This is a genomic window from Serratia sp. AKBS12 (genome assembly GCF_024793895.1).
Classification (GTDB): domain Bacteria; phylum Pseudomonadota; class Gammaproteobacteria; order Enterobacterales; family Enterobacteriaceae; genus Serratia_F.
Genome location: NZ_JANUSB010000011.1, coordinates 105,725 through 125,237, shown reverse-complemented (window position 1 = coordinate 125,237; position 19,513 = coordinate 105,725). Strand labels below are relative to the sequence as shown.

Genomic DNA, 19,513 nt, shown 5'->3' with positions numbered 1-19,513 from the left:
AGGTTTGACCGTGAAGGAACGTAGTACAGAGCTGGTTCAAGGATTCCGTCACTCAGTCCCTTATATCAATGCTCACCGCGGCAAGACTTTTGTGGTCATGCTGGGGGGAGAAGCCATTGAGCATGAGAATTTCTCCAATATCGTCAACGATATCGGCCTATTGCATAGCCTGGGCATCCGGCTGGTGGTGGTCTACGGCGCGCGGCCGCAGATTGACGGTAACCTGGCGTTGCATAATCTGGCGCCGATTTATCATAAGCATACTCGCGTCACCGATGCGCCGACGCTGGAGCTGGTCAAACAGGCCGCCGGTTTGTTGCAACTGGACATCACCGCCCGGCTGTCGATGAGCCTGAACAACACGCCGCTGCAAGGCGCACATATCAACGTGGTCAGCGGTAACTTTATCATTGCCCAGCCGCTTGGCATCGATGACGGCGTGGATTATTGCCACAGCGGCCGCATTCGTCGCATTGACGAAGAAGCGATCCATCGCCAGCTCGACAGCAACGCTATCGTGTTGATCGGCCCGGTAGCGGTTTCCGTTACTGGTGAAAGTTTCAATCTGACGTCGGAAGAGGTTGCAACCCAGTTGGCGATCAAACTCAAGGCGGAAAAAATGATTGGCTTCTGCTCGTCCCAGGGGGTTAACGACGCGGAAGGCAATATCATTTCCGAGTTGTTCCCCAATGATGCACAAAAGCGTATTGAAGAACTGGAACAGAGCGGTGATTACCATTCAGGCACCGTACGTTTCCTGCGTGGTGCGGTGAAAGCCTGCCGCAGCGGCGTGCGGCGCAGCCACCTGATCAGCTATCAGGAAGACGGCGCGTTAGTGCAAGAACTGTTCTCACGCGATGGCATCGGTACGCAGATCGTCATGGAAAGCGCCGAACAGGTACGGCGTGCCACCATCAACGATATCGGCGGTATTCTCGAGCTGATTCGCCCGCTGGAACAGCAAGGCATTCTGGTACGCCGCTCGCGTGAGCAGTTGGAAATGGAAATCGACAAATTTACCATCATCGAACGCGATAACCTGACCATCGCCTGTGCCGCGCTATACCCGTTCCCGGATGAGAAAATCGGTGAAATGGCCTGCGTGGCAGTGCATCCGGACTACCGCAGTTCATCGCGCGGCGAAATGCTGCTGCAAAGAGTGGAAACGCAGGCGCGCCAGATGGGGCTGAAAAAACTGTTCGTGCTGACCACGCGCAGTATTCACTGGTTCCAGGAGCGGGGGTTCACCCCGGCGGATGTCGAGGTGCTGCCAATGCAGAAACAGGCGCTATATAACTACCAGCGCCGCTCGAAGATCCTGCTGGCCGACCTATAGCCCACCGCCGGCACTAGTCGGCGGTGTCTCATTGGCCTGAGCCACCCTCACCAACCGCTCCGCCAGCCCGCTGCGCCGCTGGGTTGGCGTGCGGATGGCGCTGTTCAGCACCTTTTCACTCGCATACAGCGACAGTTGCCGACGCGCGCGGGTAATGGCGGTATACACCAGCTCACGCGTCAATACCGGTAGAAAGTGATTAGGCAGCACCAGCGCCGTATGGTCGAACTCTGACCCCTGAGACTTGTGCACCGTCATGGCATAGGCGGTTTCATGAGCCGGTAAACGACTGGGTTGCACCGATTTGATATTGCCGTCCGGCAATTGGAAATGCACACGCAGTTCGCCGCCCTCCTCCGGCAGAGCAATGCCAATATCACCGTTAAACAGCCCCAACGCACTGTCGTTACGGCCAATCATCACCGGTCGACCGCGATACCAGCGACCGGCAGATGCCGGGTTACGGCGAATCAACCCCGCACGTTGCAGCCCGCTTTCAATCCGTTCATTCAGACCGGCAACGCCAAACGGCCCTTCACGCAGCGCGCACAGCACCTGGAAACGGCCAAATGCTGCCAGAATATCGACCGCCGGCGCTCCGGCGGCGACCCGCTGGAGATAGTCGCGATAACCGGCCACACAGGCATCCAGCAACGCCTGGTAATCCTCGGTTTCCACCAGCGGATAACCGGCAACGTCGCTAAAATTGCCGTTGAGTGCGGCCCAGGCTCGTTTGTTGTCGCCGGCATTCACCGCCATCGCCAGTTGACCGATGCCGGAATCGGCGTCAAAACGGTAACTCTTGCGCAACAAACAGAGGCTGTCGCGTACCGCGGCGTCACCCTGCGCACTCTGGCCGCTCAACACACAGCCGGTCAGTTGCGCCAATTGTGCGGCGCGCGCGTCGCTATAGCCTTGCTCGGCAAAACGGCAGATATCTCCCAGCACCGCGCCAGCTTCCACCGAGGCCAGTTGATCGCGGTCGCCAAGAAAAATCACCCTGGCGTGCGGCGGCAAGGCGGCAATCAGACGAGCCATCATCGGCAGATCGACCATCGACGCCTCATCCACCACCAGCACGTCGAGGTGCAGCGGATTGCCACGATGATAGCGCATGCGTTGACTGTTCGGTTGTGCACCCAGCAGACGGTGCAGCGTTGCCGCTTCGGTGGGGAATAACGCCCGCTGTTCGGGGGTCAGTGGCAATTGTCGGCTGGCGCTGCCCAGTGACTCCGTGAGTCGTGCTGCCGCCTTGCCGGTTGGTGCTGCCAGCTGGATACGCAAGCGCGCCCCTTCGGCCAACTGCACCAATGCGGCCAGCAGTTTGGCCACGGTGGTGGTTTTACCGGTGCCCGGCCCGCCGGATATCACCGCAATACGCCGGGTCGCAGCTACCGCCGCGGCAATTTTCTGCCAGTCAGGGGTGTCCGTCGCCGTACCGAACAGCTGGTCGAGGATCGCACGCAGACGCTGAGTTTCGATAACCTGCGGTACGCTATCGCTGCTGATAAATGCCGCTACCTGGCCTTCGCTTTGCCACATGCGCTGTAAATACAACCGTTGTTTTTGCAGCACCAGCGGCGTTGGCTGACTGCCGTCACTGACCGCCGGCGAGCTCAACAGCCGTTGCCGCCAGCCATCCAGATCGGGCTGTCCTGCGGCCTGCCATACCGCCTGTGCCAATGCGGGTTGCCGCCCTTCGAACAAGTTCTCCGGCATTAGCTGTTGCAACAGCAGACAGACGTGCCCCGCACCGGCTTCCGCGCTGAGGCAAGCGGCGGCCAGCAACATATCCGGCCGATCCGCTGCCGCCACCACTCGTGCGAACTGCACGTCTAGCGGGCGCAGTACGCCAAGCGTCGCCGCTTGCTGCAATAAATCGATCATTGCTCGGCCTCCGTAGCACGGTGGACGCCACTGAACAGCCGATCCATCCCCATGACCAGTTCACTGTCCGGACGGCAGGAGAAGATGCCGTTGCCAGGGTGTTCGGCAGCGACACCGCGCAAAAACAGATAAATCACGCCACCAAAATGGCGCTGATAATCGTAATCCGCCAGACGGTGCCGCAGGTAACGGTGCAATGCCAGCGTGTAGAGCTGATATTGCAGGTCGTAGCGATGTTCGGCCATCGCCCGCGCCATTGCCGGCTGGGTATAGGCGCTGCTGTCCTCGCCCAGCCAGTTGGACTTATAGTCCAGCAGGTAATACTTCCCCTGCCAGCAGAATACCAAATCGATAAAACCCTTCAGCATGCCTTGCACCTGCTGAAAGTCCAGTGCCGGGCAGTGGGCAGACAGCGGGTCGTAGCGTTTGGTTAACGCATCCAGCTCATCGGCGCGCAGCAGGTCACCAATCGGCAGGTAGAACTGCAGCTCGGCCTGTTTGACCTGCGGTGCCAGCATCGCCAGCGATACCCCGCTGTCGTTGAGCCGGGTGTGCAACAATACCTGCATCCAGTCCTGCAACACCGGCAGCCAATGGTCGTCATAACCGTGCAAACGCAACTGTTCCAGCAGCCAGTCGGCGTCCAGCGGTTGGGTGAAATCCAGCGTTTCGAACAGGCTATGCAAGAAGGTTCCGGGTGCCGCACCGCGAGGAAAAGTATGTGGAGTAAGCGCCGGCTCACCGTCTGCGGCCTGCTCGCCGGCGGCATCCACATCCAGACGCGGCAGCAGATCCTGGGTGATTCCTGCTGAGCCATGCTGTTGCAGACCGGTATAACTGGTGACCCGCCAGTAATCCTGTACCTGGCGGGTAAAGCGGCGAGCGGTCAGTTTGGCCGCCGCCTCGGCTTGCGCTTGCCACGGTTGCGGGTCTGGTTCGTCCACCAGCGACAGCGCGACGCCGTCGCCGGTCAACTGCTGTAAACGCTGCTGCAGATAGCCGGCATCGCCGGCTTGCCCGGCCTGCACCAGGTAGCCCAGTGCGCTGCGGTGCAAATCGGTATCTCCCTGCTTCTTGCGCGTCCCCTGAATCAACGGGGCTATGCCAATGCTGCAGTGATAGACCGAACGGGTCAGTGCGACATACAGCAGGCGCAGGTCTTCCGCCAACCGCTCTTCTTCGGCCCAGGCGAGGCTTTCTTCATTGGCATTAAGATCGAGCAACGCCTTGAAATTATTGCGATCGTGATACAGCACCTGTTGCTGCTGGCGGAAATTGCCAACAAACGGCAGCCAGACCAGCGGATATTCCAACCCTTTGGACTTATGGATAGTGATCACCTGCACCAGATGGCGATCGCTTTCCAGACGCAACTGCTGATTGTCCGACTGGCGGTTAGGCTGGGCTATCTGCTGCGCCAGCCAGCGCACCAGCGCATGCTCGCTGTCGAGCTGCGCGGAGGCTTCCTGCAGCAGTTCACCCAGATGCATCACATCGGTCAGACGACGTTCGCCGCCGGGGCTGGCCAGCAGGTTCTCCGCCAGATGACGGCGCGTCATGACTTCACGCAGCATCGGCAGTACGCCGCGCCGCTGCCAGTGGCTGCGATAGCCGTCAAATTCATTGACCAACAGATCCCAGGCGCGTTCGTCATGGTTCAGCGCGTCCAGCGTCGGCGCGTCCAACCCTAATAGCCCGGTCGCCATCGCGCTACGCAGCGTACGCTCCTGCTCTGGCGCCAATACCGCCTGCAAAAGCCACAGCAAATCCTTGGCCTCCGGCGTGTCGAAAACGCTGTCGCGGTTGGAAAGATACACCGACGGGATTGCCAATTGGCTCAGAGCGTCGCGCACCAGCGCGGCTTCGGCACGGCTGCGTACCAGAATGGTAATATCCGACGCCTGTACCGCACGCCGCTGCGCGCCGTTAAGCAACCAGGCTTCACCGCGCTGGCCGGCGCTCAGCCAGTCGCGGATCTGCGCCGCACACCAGCGCGCCATCATCTGTTGGTAATCACTTACTCCTACACCTTCGCCCGGCTGTAACCAAAAATGCAGCGCCGGCTGTGCAGTTGCCTGAAGCTCGAACCCCAACCCCTGATTTTTAGCGGCAGCGGACACGGCAATAAACGGGATCTGACCAAACAAGAACGGCTGGTCAACCTGCGAAAACAGCTTATTGACGCTGCCTACCATGGCCGGAGACGAACGCCAGTTAGTCTCTAACGTATAGTGGGTGCTTACCTCTGAGCGAGCGCGCATATAGGTGAAAATATCCGCCCCGCGGAAGGCGTAAATGGCCTGCTTGGGATCGCCGATCAACAACAGACCGCACCGTTCACACCCAACGTAAAGCTTTTGGAAAATGCGATACTGCTGCGGATCGGTATCCTGGAATTCATCGATCATCGCCACCGGGAAGCGCTGGCGAATGGCCTGCGCCAGCTGTTCCCCGCCGGCACTTTGTAACGCCGCATCCAGACGACCAAGCAGGTCATCAAAGCCCAGTTCGGCACGTTGGCGCTTTTCCTGCTGGATTGAACTGCGGATCTCACTCAGCGCGCGCGCCATAATCAGATCACGCAGCGTCAGCGGTTGGTCAAACAGGCCATCAATGGCCGCGAACAGCGGGTGTCGCGGTGGCTCGCCTTTTTTGGTTTTTTCCAGCAGCGTCGATTGGCGGAATTTCTCCAGCTCTTTCGGCAATTGATAATCCTGGGTAGCCAACGTGCTCCACTCGCCAACCTTGCTCAGCCAGTTGGGTAAATGCTTACTGCTGTAGCTACGCTTATCAACGCCGGACGCGCTAATCAGCGCTTCCAAATCCGGCGCAGCCGCCTGCCATTGCGCTTTGATCTGCTCAATACGCGCCACGATTTGCTCGTGGCGCATCAGCACCGTTTCATCGTCTTTTGGCGGTTGGCGCAGGGTGGGCGCTTCGCCGTGCAGATAGCCGGCCAGATCGGCCAATAATGCCTCCGGCCCACTCCATTCCTGACTTACCGCACGTGCTACCGCCAGCGGCAATGGATAGCATTGCCGCCGCCAAAAGTCTGCGCAGGCCTGACGGCGCAACGGCAACTCATCCTGAATCAGCGTCTGTTCAAACAGAATGCCGGACTCGAAGGCATTGTGCGCCAGCATGCGCTGGCAGAAACCGTGAATGGTAAAGATCGCCGCCTCGTCCATCTGCCGCTCCGCCGCCAGCAACTGCGCCGCAGCGTCGGCCAGATCGTCGATTTCCGCCATCAGGGCGGAAAACAGCGGATCGGTGCACTGCTCCCGGCCGCGGACGCAGGCGATGCGCAGACCGTGGATATTGCTGCGTATCCGGCTGCGCAGCTCTTCGGTCGCCGCTTCGGTAAAGGTCACCACCAGAATTTCCTCTACCGTCAGCGGTCGGGGGAAAGCCGCCTGCTTGCCCAACCCAAGCAACAGGCGCAGATATAACGCACCGATGGTGAAGGTTTTCCCGGTCCCAGCCGACGCTTCAATCAGTCGCTCGCCAAACAGCGGTAACGTCAGCGGATCGAGCCTCTGCGGGGTACTGGCTGTCATGGCGTCGCGACCTTGCGCGGCAGCGTTTGCTGGAGCGCAGACGCATTCGGCATCGACTGCCAGCCCTGCGGCGCCGCATAATCGGCTTTATCCTGGCTGCTGCCGCTGACCTGCGACAGTACCGCCAGGCCGTTCGGCTGAATCACCGCCTGATGGAAAAAGTCCGCCAGTTTGGCCGGTGTCAGCTGTTGTATCTGGGCGATCAATTTATCTCGAGTGTCGAAGGCAAAGTTGCCGCGATCAAAATCATTGCTAAAGCGGCTGGCCTCTTCGCTCAAGGTCTGCGGGCGCTGCTTCAGTTCGTTAATCAGCGCCTGCTGATACTGAGCGAAGTCGGCCTCACTCATGTCCCGCAGGCGCTTTTCGGCCTTCGGATAGAAGTCCTGGTAACGCTGATACAGGTAAGCCGGCTGCTTGCTGTTGCTTTGCAGCAGGAAGCCCAGCCCCCATTGCCGCCCCACAGACATTGGGAAGGCGAACACCGCATACCCCAACTGTTCCTGGGTACGCAACTGGCTATAGAACCACGGCTGGATAATCTGCCCGAGCAATGAGCTGTAAGCCATGCCGGTGACCTCTTGATAGCCGGTCGGGACATACACCGCCGCCAGCGCCGAGTCGGTGCTGCTGCCCGGACGTTGCAAGCTGGCCAACTGCCGCTTGGCAATTTGCACGTCTTCGCCGTGCCACCAGGTCTCGCCGGTACAGCCCAAACGCTGTTTCAACGAGGAAGCCAGCGCGTCCACCTGCTGCTTGCTCATGTTACCGACCACCAGCAGTTCAGGCGTCGCTTCTGCCAGCAACGCCTTACGGTAGGCCAGCACGTCTTGCAGCGTCAGGGTCTGCAATACCTTGCGGCGTTCGCTGCGCTCGCTGTACGGCACACGGGAAAGCATTTGTACCGGTTGCAACGCCAGCTCAAACGCCTTGCCCTTTTCAGCGGCGTCCAACTGTTCCAGATACCAGGACTTGGCCTGTTGCAGCTGTTCTTCGGTCGGCGTAAAGCTCGAATAGCCTTCGATCAGGGTAGTCAGCAGCTGTGGCAACCGCTGGGTAAAGCCGCTGGCGTTAAACAACAGACCGTTGTCCGGCGAGGTGGAGAAGCTCAATCCCCCCACCGACGCCTGATAGCTCAGTTGATCGAGGGCAATGCCCGCCAGGTAGTCAGTCAGTGAGAACAACACCTGATTGCGAGCCGAGTCCATGGTTTTCGTGTTGCGGAACGCCACGGTGACATCGGCTTTCGGCTCATCGGCAAAATAACGGCTCGGCATATACAGCACCCGTAACCCCGGCTGATTGACCACCAGTTCAGGCTTGGTGAACGCATGCGAGGGTTGGTTGAGCGTGAAATCATCCGGAATATACGGGTTCAGCGCGGGCAATGACAGGCTGAGCCCCTTGCCCAACTGCTGCCATTGCTCAAACCGCGAGGCGTCGATTTTGTTGACCTGATATGGCGCGTTAACGAAATACGCCATTTTATCGTGTGGTTCATTCGGGCTGATAAACCAGATGCGCGCGTTTTGCGGGGTCATTTCGTCCAGACGCTGCGCGATGGCTTGCGGATCGTAACGATCGGCCAGATAAGGCGCATCCAGCGTATGCTCAACCGGCACGCGCAACATGGTGTCCACCAGCCATTCGATATAGTCCATATCGCGAGTAATCGACGGGTAGCGGAAATCCAGATTCAGCACGTGCGAAATTTCGTCGAAGTAGCTCTGTTTGACGCCTTCGCTACGCAGCATTTTCAAATAGTTGAAGATTGCCGCCACCACCCGATCGCGCTGGGCCAGCCCTTTGTCGGTGAGTGAAACGCTGATGGAAAACACGCCGCCGTTGCGATCGACCATCGGATCGGCGCCGGCATTAATGGCGTCTGCCAGCCCCTGTTTCTGCAACCAGTCTGACAGGGTGTTTTGGCTGCGGTTGCCGATCAGATAGCTGATGTAGGTATCGGTCTTGCTGCGGAACGCCGCGCTATTGTTATCAATACGGAACTCGACCTTCAGCTGTTTGCGCGGCTGGGCAGGCACGTAATGAATAATGATGCCCTGCTGCTGTTTGGTGACCGCCGGAACGGTGATAGGCGCAACGCTGGCATTATGGTTGGGTACGCGACCAAAGGTTTTTGCCGCCAGCGTCGCCAACTGAGGCAACGGCTGATTGCTGTACAACACGCCCATCATCAGATTGGCGGAATAGTAGCGCTGGTAAAACGCCATCAGTTCATCGTGCAGTTTGCTGCCGGGTTTATCTTTGAGCGTATCCAGATTACCGCCGGAAAAGCGTGCGCTCGGGTGCGCCGGATTTAGCGTTTCCGCACCGACCTGCGCCATGCGCATACCGTCGCGCGAACGCGCCATGGTTAATTCGGCGTTCACCGCATTACGTTCTTTGTCGGCATTGCCAGGATCGAGCAGCGGCTCGGCAATGGCATCCGCCATGCGGTCAACCGCCGGTTCAAGTGCATCGTTTTCCACTTCCAGATAAAAAGCGGTACGGTACGACGCGGTGCTGGCGTTGTGGCTGCCGCCGTGCTTCTTGAGAAATTCGGACAGGTTTTCCGGTTCCGGGTAACGCTTGGATCCCATCAGGACCATGTGTTCCAGATAATGCGCCAGGCCAAGCTGGCTGTCGGGATCTTCCAGCGAACCAACCGGCAATGCCAACGCAGCCAGGGACTTCGGCGCCTGCGGATCGGAAACCAGCAGCACCGTCATGCCGTTATCCAGTTTGATCGCCTGGTAATGGCGCGGATCGTGATCGCTTTTGTGGATTTTCTCCGCCAGCGGTTGCCATCCCTGTGCGGCCCAGCTTAACGGTGCCCAAAATAATACTACCAACATCAACCCACTGAAACGGGCCAATCGTCTGCGCATATCCAAAATAAACCCCTATTCAGGCGCGGTGTCGCCATATCCCTGACGACCCCGTCGCTCATCAAAAAACAGCAAAGCTATATGCCGATATCTTATGTAAGACCGGAAACAACCCTGAAGGTTGAATATAAACCAGTTTATTTTTACCATCTCCCGGCAACCAGTACCACCGGGTGATGGTCACCCTCTATTATGGCGAGCCACCGGCAGCAGGTAACGCTCTGTTTCCGCCACAATTTGTGCCAGTGTGGCATTGTCCAACTGACGGAAAACCCGCTGAATATACGGATCCTCGCCTTCACCGGGAATGCGCTGATCGCCCTGCCATGCCAGCAGCAGTTTGGCCCGTGCCCTGGCCTGCGCCTCCTCGCCCCAGTCAATCTGCTGTGAGTCCTGCTGATAGCACTGGCTTAACCACGCCCAGCCGCTTTTGTTCAGTAACATCAGCGGTTCACACAGCCCACGCTGATAACCGGCGATCAGCTCGGCCAACTGGGCACGCGCGGCCTCTGGCGGCAATGCGGCAAAACGCCAGGCGGCGTTCTTGCGCCCGAACATCCGGCTTTCCCCCTCACCGCCGGCAGAGCAATATGCCAGATGCTCCAACCACAGCAAGATACCGTCGACCGCCGACAGCGTCGCTGGCCGCCAACGCAACAGACCGTCGTGCTGCACCTGATGCAGCCAGCCGCCAAGACGCACGCCGGCGATGTCGAGGTCCAGCTCCAGACTACTGCTTTCCCGCCGTTCATCACGTACCTGCGCTGCCAGTTCGCTCATTTCTTCTTGCTGTTTTTGCCAGTAGATCTCGCCAAACGGGCCGTACGGTAAACCTCCGCAAGCGCGTATCCGCTGATACAGCCGCGTCGCGTCCTGATCTTCAATCAACGCGTTCAGCAGTTGATTGTTGAATTGATAGCGGCTGAGGTTGTCCAGCGTGAACGGCTCCTCATCCGCCAGTTCGGTTTCTTCCAGAATGAAGTTGACTCCCAGACGTAATTGGAAGAAGGCGCGGATCGGATGGCGATAGAAACGCAGCAGATCGTCAAGTGATAGCTGCGGTTGCGGCTCTGGCGACAGCGGCTGATTGAACACCGGGTGTGCTTCACCGCGTCGGTCGGCAGCCGGTAGCCATTCGGCAGCGTAGCTCTGCGCTTCGGCCCCCGGCAGAAAGTTCTCTGCGGCGAACGGCATGCGGGCATGCCAGCGCAGCAAATGCTCACCGACCCGCTGCGCACTGCCGTCGGCGTCCAGGTGCTCATCGCCCGGCAAACAGTAGCTTTGTTGCAGATACTCCAGCAACTCGGTCACCAGCACCGAGGGATAACGTTCGCTATTATCCTGGATCGACCGTCCGATAAAGCTGATATACAGCTGCTGCTGCGCCGACAGGATGGCCTCAAGGAACAGGTAGCGGTCATCGTCGCGCCGGCTGCGATCGCCGCGCTTCACCTGCTGAGCCATCAGGTCAAAACCCAGCGGCGGCAGGGTGCGCGGGTAAACGCCGTCGTTCATGCCCAGCAGGCATACCACCTTGAACGGGATGGAACGCATTGGCATCAAGGTGCAGAAATTGATTTGCCCAGCCAGAAAACGCTGGCTGATGCGCTCCTGATCGAGACGTGCCGCCAGTTCGTCTCGCAGCAGCGTCAGGGGCACCGCATCGGGATAACGCGCCCCCTGCCCGAACTCGATTACCTGCTGCCACTGCTGTTCGATCAGCGCCAATATCACTTCCGTGTCGGCGTCGGCGGCAAAGAAACTGTCCAGCAACCGGCGGCATAGCGGCAGCCACTCCGCCAACGTGCGTGGTTCACCTAACCGTTGCCGCCAGTCGGCAAGCTGCGCCAGCAGTTCTGCCAACTGCCCGGCCAGCTCCGCCGCCAACCCGCTGGACTCGTCATACGGCAAGACGCCTTGCCAGTCCCCGATATTGCTGTCCATTGCATACCCGAGCAGCATGCGTGTGATGCCGAACTGCCAGGTGTGCTGGCCGGTAACCGGCAGCGCCAGTTGGCGCACGTTGTCATCATCCAGCCCCCAACGCACGCCGGATTCGCCGACCCAGCGGCGCAACAGACGCAGCCCCTCTTCATCAATGGCGAAACGCGCCGCTAGCGCCGGAACCTCCAGCAATGCCAGCACCTGTTCAGCAGAAAAGCGACTCTGCGGCAAATCCAGCAACGAAATAAACGCCTGCAAGGCCGGATGAGCCTGCCGCGCTTTACGGTCGGAAATGGCGAACGGCAAATAGCGCTCCGGCGGCGCATTACCAAATACCGCCTGAATGTACGGCGTATAGCTGTCAATGTCGGCCACCATCACGATGATGTCACGCGGCGTCAGCTGTGGGTCCTCCGCCAGCATCGCCAACAGCCTGTCGTGCAGCACCTCCACCTCGCGCTGCGGGCTATGACAGGCGTGCAGGCTGATGGAACGGTCGGCAGGATCGAGCATGCGCTTGTTGTCGCTACGTTCCAGCGTTTGCGCCGTGGTGCCGATGATCGCATGATCTTCCAGCTCCAGCATGTCGTGCTGAATGGCATGCAGCAAGTTGTCCGGCGCAATGTCCACAAAGGCATCAACCTCTTGCAACGACTCCATCTGCGCCAGCAGATATAAATGGTCGCGCCCCAACTTGCCCCAGGAGGCCAGCAGCGGATTACTCAAGCGCTGTTCGCCGTCGGTATCGAACAGCTGTGCGGCCTGCTCTGGCTGGCGGAACAGCCCCTGTTCGAGCGCCTGCTGGTGATGACGGCGCTTACGGCTTTGCAGCCGTGCCAGGAACGCATAATCCTGAATATCACCCCAGTAGTAACGGCACGGGTTGGTAAACATCAGATGTATATCGATGTGTTTGCCCAACGCCTGCAGAGCCTCAAGGTAGATCGGCGGCAATGCCGAAATGCCACAGATAAATACCCGTGGTGGCAGGCCCGCCGGGCAGGTTTGCGCCTGTTCCAGGGTGGCGATGAAACGCCGATACAGATTGGCACGGTGCCACTCAGGCTGTCCAAGCTGCCGGGTGTACTCCACCAGGCGCGCCCATAGCGGTGCCTGCCATTGCTGCGCCTCTGGCAGGGCGTCGATACGCTCGCCACGTTGCCAGCTTTCCAGCCACTGCGGTCGATACACCAGATATTGGTCAAACAGATCGGCCACTCGCCCGGCCAGCTGATGAATTTTGCGCTTGTCGCCGTCGTCGGCCAGATAGTGCTGCAACGGCGCAAACTCCGGCTCGGTCAGCATATCCGGCAGCAGCCACATCAGTTTCCAGGTCATGGCATCCTTACTGAAGGCGCTCTCCTGCGGGATGCCGGGCAACACGCGGGTGAACATCTCCCAGATAAACGATGCCGGTAGCGGGAAGGCAATATTGGCGGCAATGCCAAACTGTTCGGCCAGTTGCATCTGCAACCACTGCGCCATGCCGGGGCTCTGAACCAGTATGACCTCCGCTTGAAAAGGGTCGCCCAACGGTTCTCTGGCGATCAACGCACTGGTCAGCGTTTTCAGCAAATCCAACTGATTGGAATGGTAAACCGTGAACATGAGGCTCCTTTAAACGCGTCATACTGCAAAAAATAGCGCGACTCTGGCGCCGCATCACTGTTGCACGCCAGCGTGGCGCAACGGTACAACAGTCGCTGACCACCCTGGCCATCGTCTGCCAATGCCGCCAGGCTAATCGCCGTCGCAATACCAGCGGCCAAGCTGGATCCGTTGTCGTTGCGGGGTTTGTATCGTGACCGTCAGCCGATGGCAAGCATCATCTTCGCGACTGTGCTGTACTTCACGCCGCCAGCCGGGGGGGAGCGTCTCTACGCCCTCAATGCCGGCGGCATGACGCTCCAATTGTTGATGCGCCAATGCCCAGGCCTGGCGAGATTGCCATTGACGCTGGAACCCCTGTAACAATGCCTGATGGTACTGCAACAGGCCGAGTAACGACACCGAGAACAACAGTGCCGCAATTAATACCTCAGGCAGGCTGAAGCCGCGTTGACGCGCAACATTGGCCGGTATCGGGTCAGTCCGCACAGTCGGCCTCGTTCTTTTCCGGGCAAAAATCCAGACGCCCGCCGGTGACCGCGGCCAGTTTCCCCTTGTCGTCCGGCATTGCCAACTGGTAGAGCCACAGCGGCCGATCGCCAGCCAGTGTTCCCTGGCCGCGCAGCACTACGATCCCGGCCCGAACCGACATTTTGCCGCATACCTGCAACTCGGCCAGGTGACGCAGACAATGCCAGCGTTGCACTGTCAGCCGAGCGACGGGCCATGGCTGCACCATCCCCCAATTAAGCGCCGACGCCGCCTGATTATACGCCACCAGATAACGCTGTTGATCGGCTGCCAGCAGCAGGGCGTTATCCAGTTGTCGCTGCTGGGCGGTTAACAGCATCAACCCCATCGCCAGCAGTAACATCACCGCAGCCAACGCACTACCGCCTCGTTGCCCGTGCCGGTTCATCGCATCTCCAGGCTGACAGACACGCTCAACGTACGCTGGATATGCGGCCGCACTGCTGCATGCCCCGTCAGCGACAGACTCACCGCCTGACGGCGATGCCGACCGGACTGCATGTCGATCCTGAAGGTATCGATATGAATTTGCTGATGATCGATCAATCGTTCCCAACCGCTGCCATTACAGTGGCTTACGCCGCGCTGGTGCTCCAGCGCTCCCTGGCGTAGCCGATAGGCAAATTGCTCGGCGTCGCTGCCGCTACTTTCCCAGCGGCCGTTGCGGTTCAGATCGTAACGGACGATCACACAGCTGGAGCTTGCTTCTCCTCGGTGTTGGCTAATGATTAGCGGCTGGCCGTGACAACCACCGGCACAAAACCCGGCGCGGCGAAGATCCTTTTCTATAGCGAATGCCAGTTGGCGTAACGCCAGTTCCAGCCGATAATACTGGCCGAGAGCCACGCTCTGCTGACGCAGAACTGGGTACGTTTGCGCTGCTGCCAACGCAACCAGGCTGCCGAAAGCCATCGCCAGCAGCGCTTCAGGCAGGGTAAAACCTCGCGACGAGGCTAACACCGGCCGATCCCGCCAAGCACCACCTCGACGCTGCATAGCCGCAACCGCCCTTTTGCCGACAGTATCACCCGCAGACTGCCGACACCGTTGCTTAATTGGATATGCCCGGCCTGCGCACCGTTGCGTAGACCATAAAACCCGATCTCCTTGCGGGTATAATCACTCAACTGCACGCCGTCAGACGGCGCAACAAACACCCAGTCTTCGGCCGCGCTACAGGTCAGCGGTTCGCTGCCACTGCCAATGCACCAATGCTCCCCCGGCTTGAACCACAGCAGCGCGGCACGATTGCGCCAGTTGGCATCAGCCTGCAGGCGGGTGAGAAACGCCAGCAATTGCAGCGCGGTATGTTCCAACCGTAACGCCTGGCGATGCTGATGCCAGTGGCTGACACCCCAACTGCTCAGCAACGCGGCCAGAGCGATCACCACCAGCAGTTCTATCAGCGTCATGCCGCGCTGGCTGCGGGCGTGACGCATGCATCTGTTTTTCATGACGGCGAGTGTAACCCGCTGAATAAAGATGAACAGCGGGCGGTGTGAGGGTTGGAAAACGTTACGCAATTTAATGATGCACAGGCTGAAACTACCCATCCAAATGCGAGGCGCTACGCAGAATAACCTACAGCGCCACATCGACAGGCGAAAAAAAGGCGCAAACTGGTTGCGCCCTGGAGAGTAGCCTGGTTGGTGGTCAGATGGCGACCGGTGCCTTGATGGCAGGATGCGGATCGTAACCTTCGATCTCGAAGTCGTCGAAGCGGTAATCAAACAGCGACGCCGGTTTGCGCTTGATTATCAGCTTCGGCAATGGCCGCGGCTCACGGGTCAACTGCAACGCCGTCTGTTCCATATGGTTGCTGTAAAGATGGGTGTCGCCGCCGGTCCAGACAAAATCGCCGACCTGCAGATCGCACTGCTGCGCCATCATATGCACCAGCAGCGCGTAACTGGCAATATTGAACGGCAGACCGAGGAACACGTCGCATGACCGCTGGTACAGCTGGCAAGACAGTTTGCCGTCGGCTACGTAGAACTGGAAGAAGGCGTGGCATGGTGCCAACGCCATCTGGTCCAGTTCGCCGACGTTCCAGGCGGAAACAATGATACGACGGGAGTCCGGATCCTGTTTCAACTGTTGCAACACGTTGCTCAACTGGTCGATCTGACGCCCATCCGCCGCGCCCCAGGCGCGCCACTGCTTGCCATACACCGGGCCAAGATCGCCGTTTTCATCCGCCCATTCATCCCAGATGGTGACCTTGTTGTCACGCAAATAGGCAGTATTGGTATCACCGTTCAGGAACCACAGCAGTTCATGAATAATCGAGCGCAGGTGACATTTTTTGGTGGTCACCAACGGAAAGCCGTCCTGCAAATTGAAACGCATCTGGTGGCCGAAAATGGACAACGTGCCAGTGCCGGTACGATCGGCTTTAGGGGTGCCCTCGGCGAGCACTTTCTTCATCAAATCCAGATACTGTTTCATTTTTCCTCACGAAGTTTGTTGCTGTGGACGACGACGATACGCCCAAATCATCATAATGATACCGGCCAATACCATCGGAATCGACAGGATCTGGCCCATACTGATCACACCGTCGAACAGGCCGAGCTGCGCGTCCGGCTGGCGGAAGGCTTCGACAATGATGCGAAACGCCCCGTAGCCAATCAGGAACAGGCCGGAAACCGCGCCCATCGGACGCGATTTGCGAATAAACAGGTTCAGAATGATAAACAGCACTACGCCTTCAAGCAGCAGTTCATACAGCTGCGAGGGGTGGCGCGGTAGCACGCCGTACTGGTTCAGCAACGGCAGCCATTGCGGATCGGCTGCGGCAATGGCGATATCTTCGTTGCGCGAGCCGGGGAACAGCATCGCCCAAGGCACGTCGGAGGTGACCCGGCCCCACAGTTCGCCGTTGATGAAATTGCCGAGACGCCCGGCTCCCAGACCAAACGGGATCAGCGGCGCGATAAAGTCCGATACCTGGAAGAAAGTGCGCCTGGTGCGGCGTGCAAACCAGAACATCACCAGAATCACGCCCAGCAGACCGCCGTGGAATGACATGCCGCCATCCCAGACTTTGAACAGGTACAGCGGGTTGTCAAGGAACAACGGCAGATTGTAGAACAGCACATAGCCAACGCGGCCACCGACAAACACCCCGAGGAAACCGGCATACAACAGGTTTTCCACTTCGTCTTTGGTCCAGCCGCTGCCCGGTTTATTGGCGCGGCGGATCGCCAGCCACATGGCAAAGACAAAGCCGACCAGGTACATCAAACCGTACCAGTGCAACGATACCGGGCCGATTGAAAAAATCACCGGATCAAATTTAGGAAACGCCAGATAGCTATTGCTCATCTATCACCACAACATGTCAATTATGTCGATTATTCTTCCCCAGTGGGGGCGGCAGGTGCCAAACGCGCTGCCGACCCGCTTTCTGGCGGCAGCGCAATTGAGGAAACGCATCATAACATAGGCTTAGCGCCGTCCGGCCTGGCCTGTTGGGAAAAGTTCTGTAAAAAAATCAGTCAGCGCGCGGCTCAGCGCCCGCCGCGAATCAGCCCGCCCATGCCGCGTCGCTCCATGAATGCCGCCACCTGATGGCGCACTTCGGTGGTCATCTGGGCGTTGAGCACTCGCAGCGTCAGGGCTTGCGCCTCTGCCAGTTCGATATGCCGCAGCAGGTATTTGATCCGCGCCACGCTGCGCCCGTTCATGCTGAGATGGCGATACCCCATGCCAATCAACAGCAGAGCCCCCATCGGATCGCCGGCCAGTTCGCCGCATAGCCCCACCTGTAAACCGGCGGCCTCCCCCTGTTCGACGATCATCTTCAGTACCCGCAGCATCGACGGATGCAGGCTGTCATACAGCGCCGCCACGCGGGTATTGTTACGATCGACCGCCAGCAGATACTGCGTGAGATCGTTGGTGCCAACCGAAATGAAATCAACGCGCCGAGCCAGATAGGGGATCAGAAAGATCATTGACGGCACTTCAAGCATCACGCCGATCTTCGGCTTGGGAATGGCATATCCCAGCACTTCTTCCACCTCGTTGCCGGCACGTTCGATCAGCCGTTTCGCCTCATCGATCTCATCCAGGCTGGTGATCATCGGCAACAGGATGCCCAGATTGCCGGTACCGGCATTGGCGCGCAGCATCGCACGCACCTGGATCAGGAATATTTCCGGCTGATCGAGCGTGACGCGGATACCGCGCCAACCCAGACACGGGTTTTCTTCGCTGATCGGCATGTACGGCAGCTGTTTGTCGGCACCGATATCCAGCGTGCGTAGCGTGACCGGCTTGGTGGGATATAGCTGCAACATACCCTGATACTGCGCCACCTGTTCTTCTTCCGACGGGAAGCCGCTTTGCAGCATGAACGGGATTTCGGTGCGATACAGGCCGACACCGTCGACCCGACTTCCCAGCAGTTGTTCATGTTCCGGGCTTAAACCGGCATTGAGCATCACCTGAATCCGCTCACCGCCTTTCATCTGGGCTGGTTGTTCAACGTCGTCTTCCGCCAGCTTGCTGAGTTCCAGCTCTTCGTTAATCAGGCGTTGGTATTCCTGCACCAGTACCGGTTCCGGATCGACCAGCAGTTCGCCGCGATAGCCGTCGACAATCAGCAGCCGCTGGTTCAGCAACGACGGCTGAATATCGGCCCCCATCACCGTCGGCACGCCCATTGCGCGTACCAGAATTGCGGCATGCGAGTTGGCGGCGCCGTCGCGCACCACCACGCCGGCCAGACGATCCGGCGGCACTTCCGCCAACAGCGTCGCCGTCAGTTCGTCCGCCACCAGCACAAAGCGAGCTGGCCACTGGGTTGCGCCCTCGGTGGTGTCATCAAGATGGAACAGCAGCCGCTGGCCGAGCGCGCGCAGATCGCTGGCGCGTTCGCGCATGTAGGTATCTTGCAGGCTGGCAAACTGGGCGGCAAACGCCTCAATCACCTGCTTGACCGCCCACTCCGCCACCGAACCGGCGTCAATTTCGGCAAACAGTTCGCGTTTCAGGCGCGCGTCGTTCAACAGGTGGGAATAAAGATCGAAGATCGCCGCGCTTTCTTTTTGCGAGCTGGCGGCAAAGCGTTTGCTAAACCGGCGGAATTCCGCGCCGGCTTCTTCCAGCGCCTGGGTCAGCCGATCGCGTTCGCTGACGGTATCCAGCGTCGAGGCTCTGAATACCTGATCGAGCGACGGCTGGCTGCTGTCCTGCCAGCCTTCGGCTACCGCCACGCCCGGCGACGCCGCCAGGGCGCGGATACGCGTCTGGCGATATTGACCAAAGATGGCGTTGAGTTGCGATTGGGAGAGAATACCGGCCATCTGCGTGGCCAGCGTGACCATGAAAGACTCTTCGCTTTCATCAAACTGGCGCAGCTCGCGCTGCTGCACCACCAACACGCCCAACAGCTGGCGGCGGTGGATAATCGGCACGCCCAGGAACGATCGGAAACGATCTTCCTTTACCTGCGGCACGTATTTGAAACTGGGGTGGCTTTGCGCATCCGCCAGGTTGATCGGTTCCGCCCGCCGACCGACCAGGCCAACCACGCCTTCGTCAAACGCCAGGGCAATGGTGCGCCCGCGCGGTTTTTTCAACCCGCGCGTCGCCATCAGGTAATAGCAACGACGATCGTTATCTGCCAGGTAGATGGAACACACTTCCGTATCCATCGCCTGACAGGTTTCATTGACCAAAAGATCCAGCGCATCTGTCAAACTGGCTGCCGCGGCTACCTTCTCAACAATTTCTCGCAAGCGCGTGAGCATAGTCTG

General features: G+C 59.1%; 12 protein-coding genes. 1 reads left to right on the top strand and 11 read right to left on the bottom strand.

The window, feature by feature from the left end:
• Positions 1-10 precede the first annotated feature (10 nt).
• A complete protein-coding gene (gene argA, locus NYE85_RS09165) occupies positions 11-1,336 on the top strand; it encodes an amino-acid N-acetyltransferase (protein WP_259004430.1) in 1,326 nt (441 codons plus the stop codon).
• On the opposite strand, the gene recD is transcribed toward argA, so the two are convergent.
• The 11 genes from recD to ptsP all read right to left on the bottom strand — a co-directional run bounded on the left by recD (position 1,331) and on the right by ptsP (position 19,507).
• A complete protein-coding gene (gene recD / locus NYE85_RS09160; RefSeq protein ID WP_259004429.1) occupies positions 1,331-3,223 on the bottom strand; it encodes an exodeoxyribonuclease V subunit alpha in 1,893 nt (630 codons plus the stop codon). The genes argA and recD overlap by 6 nt on opposite strands.
• Entirely contained in the window at positions 3,220-6,780 is a 3,561-nt protein-coding gene (gene recB / locus NYE85_RS09155) for an exodeoxyribonuclease V subunit beta (RefSeq protein ID WP_259004428.1), read from the bottom strand. Before recB ends, recD begins: the two co-directional genes overlap by 4 nt.
• On the bottom strand, positions 6,777-9,665 hold the full coding sequence (gene ptrA, locus NYE85_RS09150) for a pitrilysin (RefSeq protein WP_259004427.1): 2,889 nt from the start codon (positions 9,663-9,665) through the stop codon (positions 6,777-6,779). The genes recB and ptrA overlap by 4 nt, the downstream gene beginning before the upstream one ends.
• A gap of 180 nt (positions 9,666-9,845) precedes the next feature.
• Positions 9,846-13,217 carry an exodeoxyribonuclease V subunit gamma gene (gene recC, locus NYE85_RS09145; protein ID WP_259004426.1) on the bottom strand — a complete coding sequence of 1,124 codons (3,372 nt, stop codon included), beginning with the start codon at positions 13,215-13,217 and terminating at the stop codon, positions 9,846-9,848.
• Between the two features lie 132 nt (positions 13,218-13,349).
• Positions 13,350-13,706, bottom strand: a complete 357-nt coding sequence (locus NYE85_RS09140) for a prepilin-type N-terminal cleavage/methylation domain-containing protein (protein ID WP_259004425.1) — start codon at positions 13,704-13,706, stop codon at positions 13,350-13,352.
• Entirely contained in the window at positions 13,696-14,136 is a 441-nt protein-coding gene (locus tag NYE85_RS09135) for a YgdB family protein (RefSeq protein WP_259004424.1), read from the bottom strand. The genes NYE85_RS09140 and NYE85_RS09135 overlap by 11 nt, the downstream gene beginning before the upstream one ends.
• A complete protein-coding gene (locus tag NYE85_RS09130) occupies positions 14,133-14,708 on the bottom strand; it encodes a prepilin peptidase-dependent protein (RefSeq protein ID WP_259004423.1) in 576 nt (191 codons plus the stop codon). The genes NYE85_RS09135 and NYE85_RS09130 overlap by 4 nt, the downstream gene beginning before the upstream one ends.
• Positions 14,702-15,202, bottom strand: coding sequence for a prepilin peptidase-dependent protein (locus tag NYE85_RS09125; RefSeq protein ID WP_259004422.1), 501 nt, complete (start codon positions 15,200-15,202; stop codon positions 14,702-14,704). Before NYE85_RS09125 ends, NYE85_RS09130 begins: the two co-directional genes overlap by 7 nt.
• A gap of 199 nt (positions 15,203-15,401) precedes the next feature.
• On the bottom strand, positions 15,402-16,196 hold the full coding sequence (gene thyA / locus NYE85_RS09120) for a thymidylate synthase (protein WP_259004421.1): 795 nt from the start codon (positions 16,194-16,196) through the stop codon (positions 15,402-15,404).
• 6 nt (positions 16,197-16,202) lie between these two features.
• Entirely contained in the window at positions 16,203-17,075 is an 873-nt protein-coding gene (lgt, locus tag NYE85_RS09115; RefSeq protein WP_259004420.1) for a prolipoprotein diacylglyceryl transferase, read from the bottom strand.
• 185 nt (positions 17,076-17,260) lie between these two features.
• Entirely contained in the window at positions 17,261-19,507 is a 2,247-nt protein-coding gene (ptsP, locus tag NYE85_RS09110; protein WP_259004419.1) for a phosphoenolpyruvate--protein phosphotransferase, read from the bottom strand.
• Positions 19,508-19,513: the final 6 nt, after the last annotated feature.

Coding starts and splice junctions, on each gene's coding strand:
- recD (WP_259004429.1), bottom strand. CDS start 3,223: ATGATCGATTTATTGCAGCAAGCGGCGACGCTTGGCGTACTGCGCCCG.
- recB (WP_259004428.1), bottom strand. CDS start 6,780: ATGACAGCCAGTACCCCGCAGAGGCTCGATCCGCTGACGTTACCGCTG.
- ptrA (WP_259004427.1), bottom strand. CDS start 9,665: ATGCGCAGACGATTGGCCCGTTTCAGTGGGTTGATGTTGGTAGTATTA.
- recC (WP_259004426.1), bottom strand. CDS start 13,217: ATGTTCACGGTTTACCATTCCAATCAGTTGGATTTGCTGAAAACGCTG.
- NYE85_RS09135 (WP_259004424.1), bottom strand. CDS start 14,136: ATGAACCGGCACGGGCAACGAGGCGGTAGTGCGTTGGCTGCGGTGATG.
- NYE85_RS09125 (WP_259004422.1), bottom strand. CDS start 15,202: ATGAAAAACAGATGCATGCGTCACGCCCGCAGCCAGCGCGGCATGACG.
- thyA (WP_259004421.1), bottom strand. CDS start 16,196: ATGAAACAGTATCTGGATTTGATGAAGAAAGTGCTCGCCGAGGGCACC.
- lgt (WP_259004420.1), bottom strand. CDS start 17,075: ATGAGCAATAGCTATCTGGCGTTTCCTAAATTTGATCCGGTGATTTTT.
- ptsP (WP_259004419.1), bottom strand. CDS start 19,507: ATGCTCACGCGCTTGCGAGAAATTGTTGAGAAGGTAGCCGCGGCAGCC.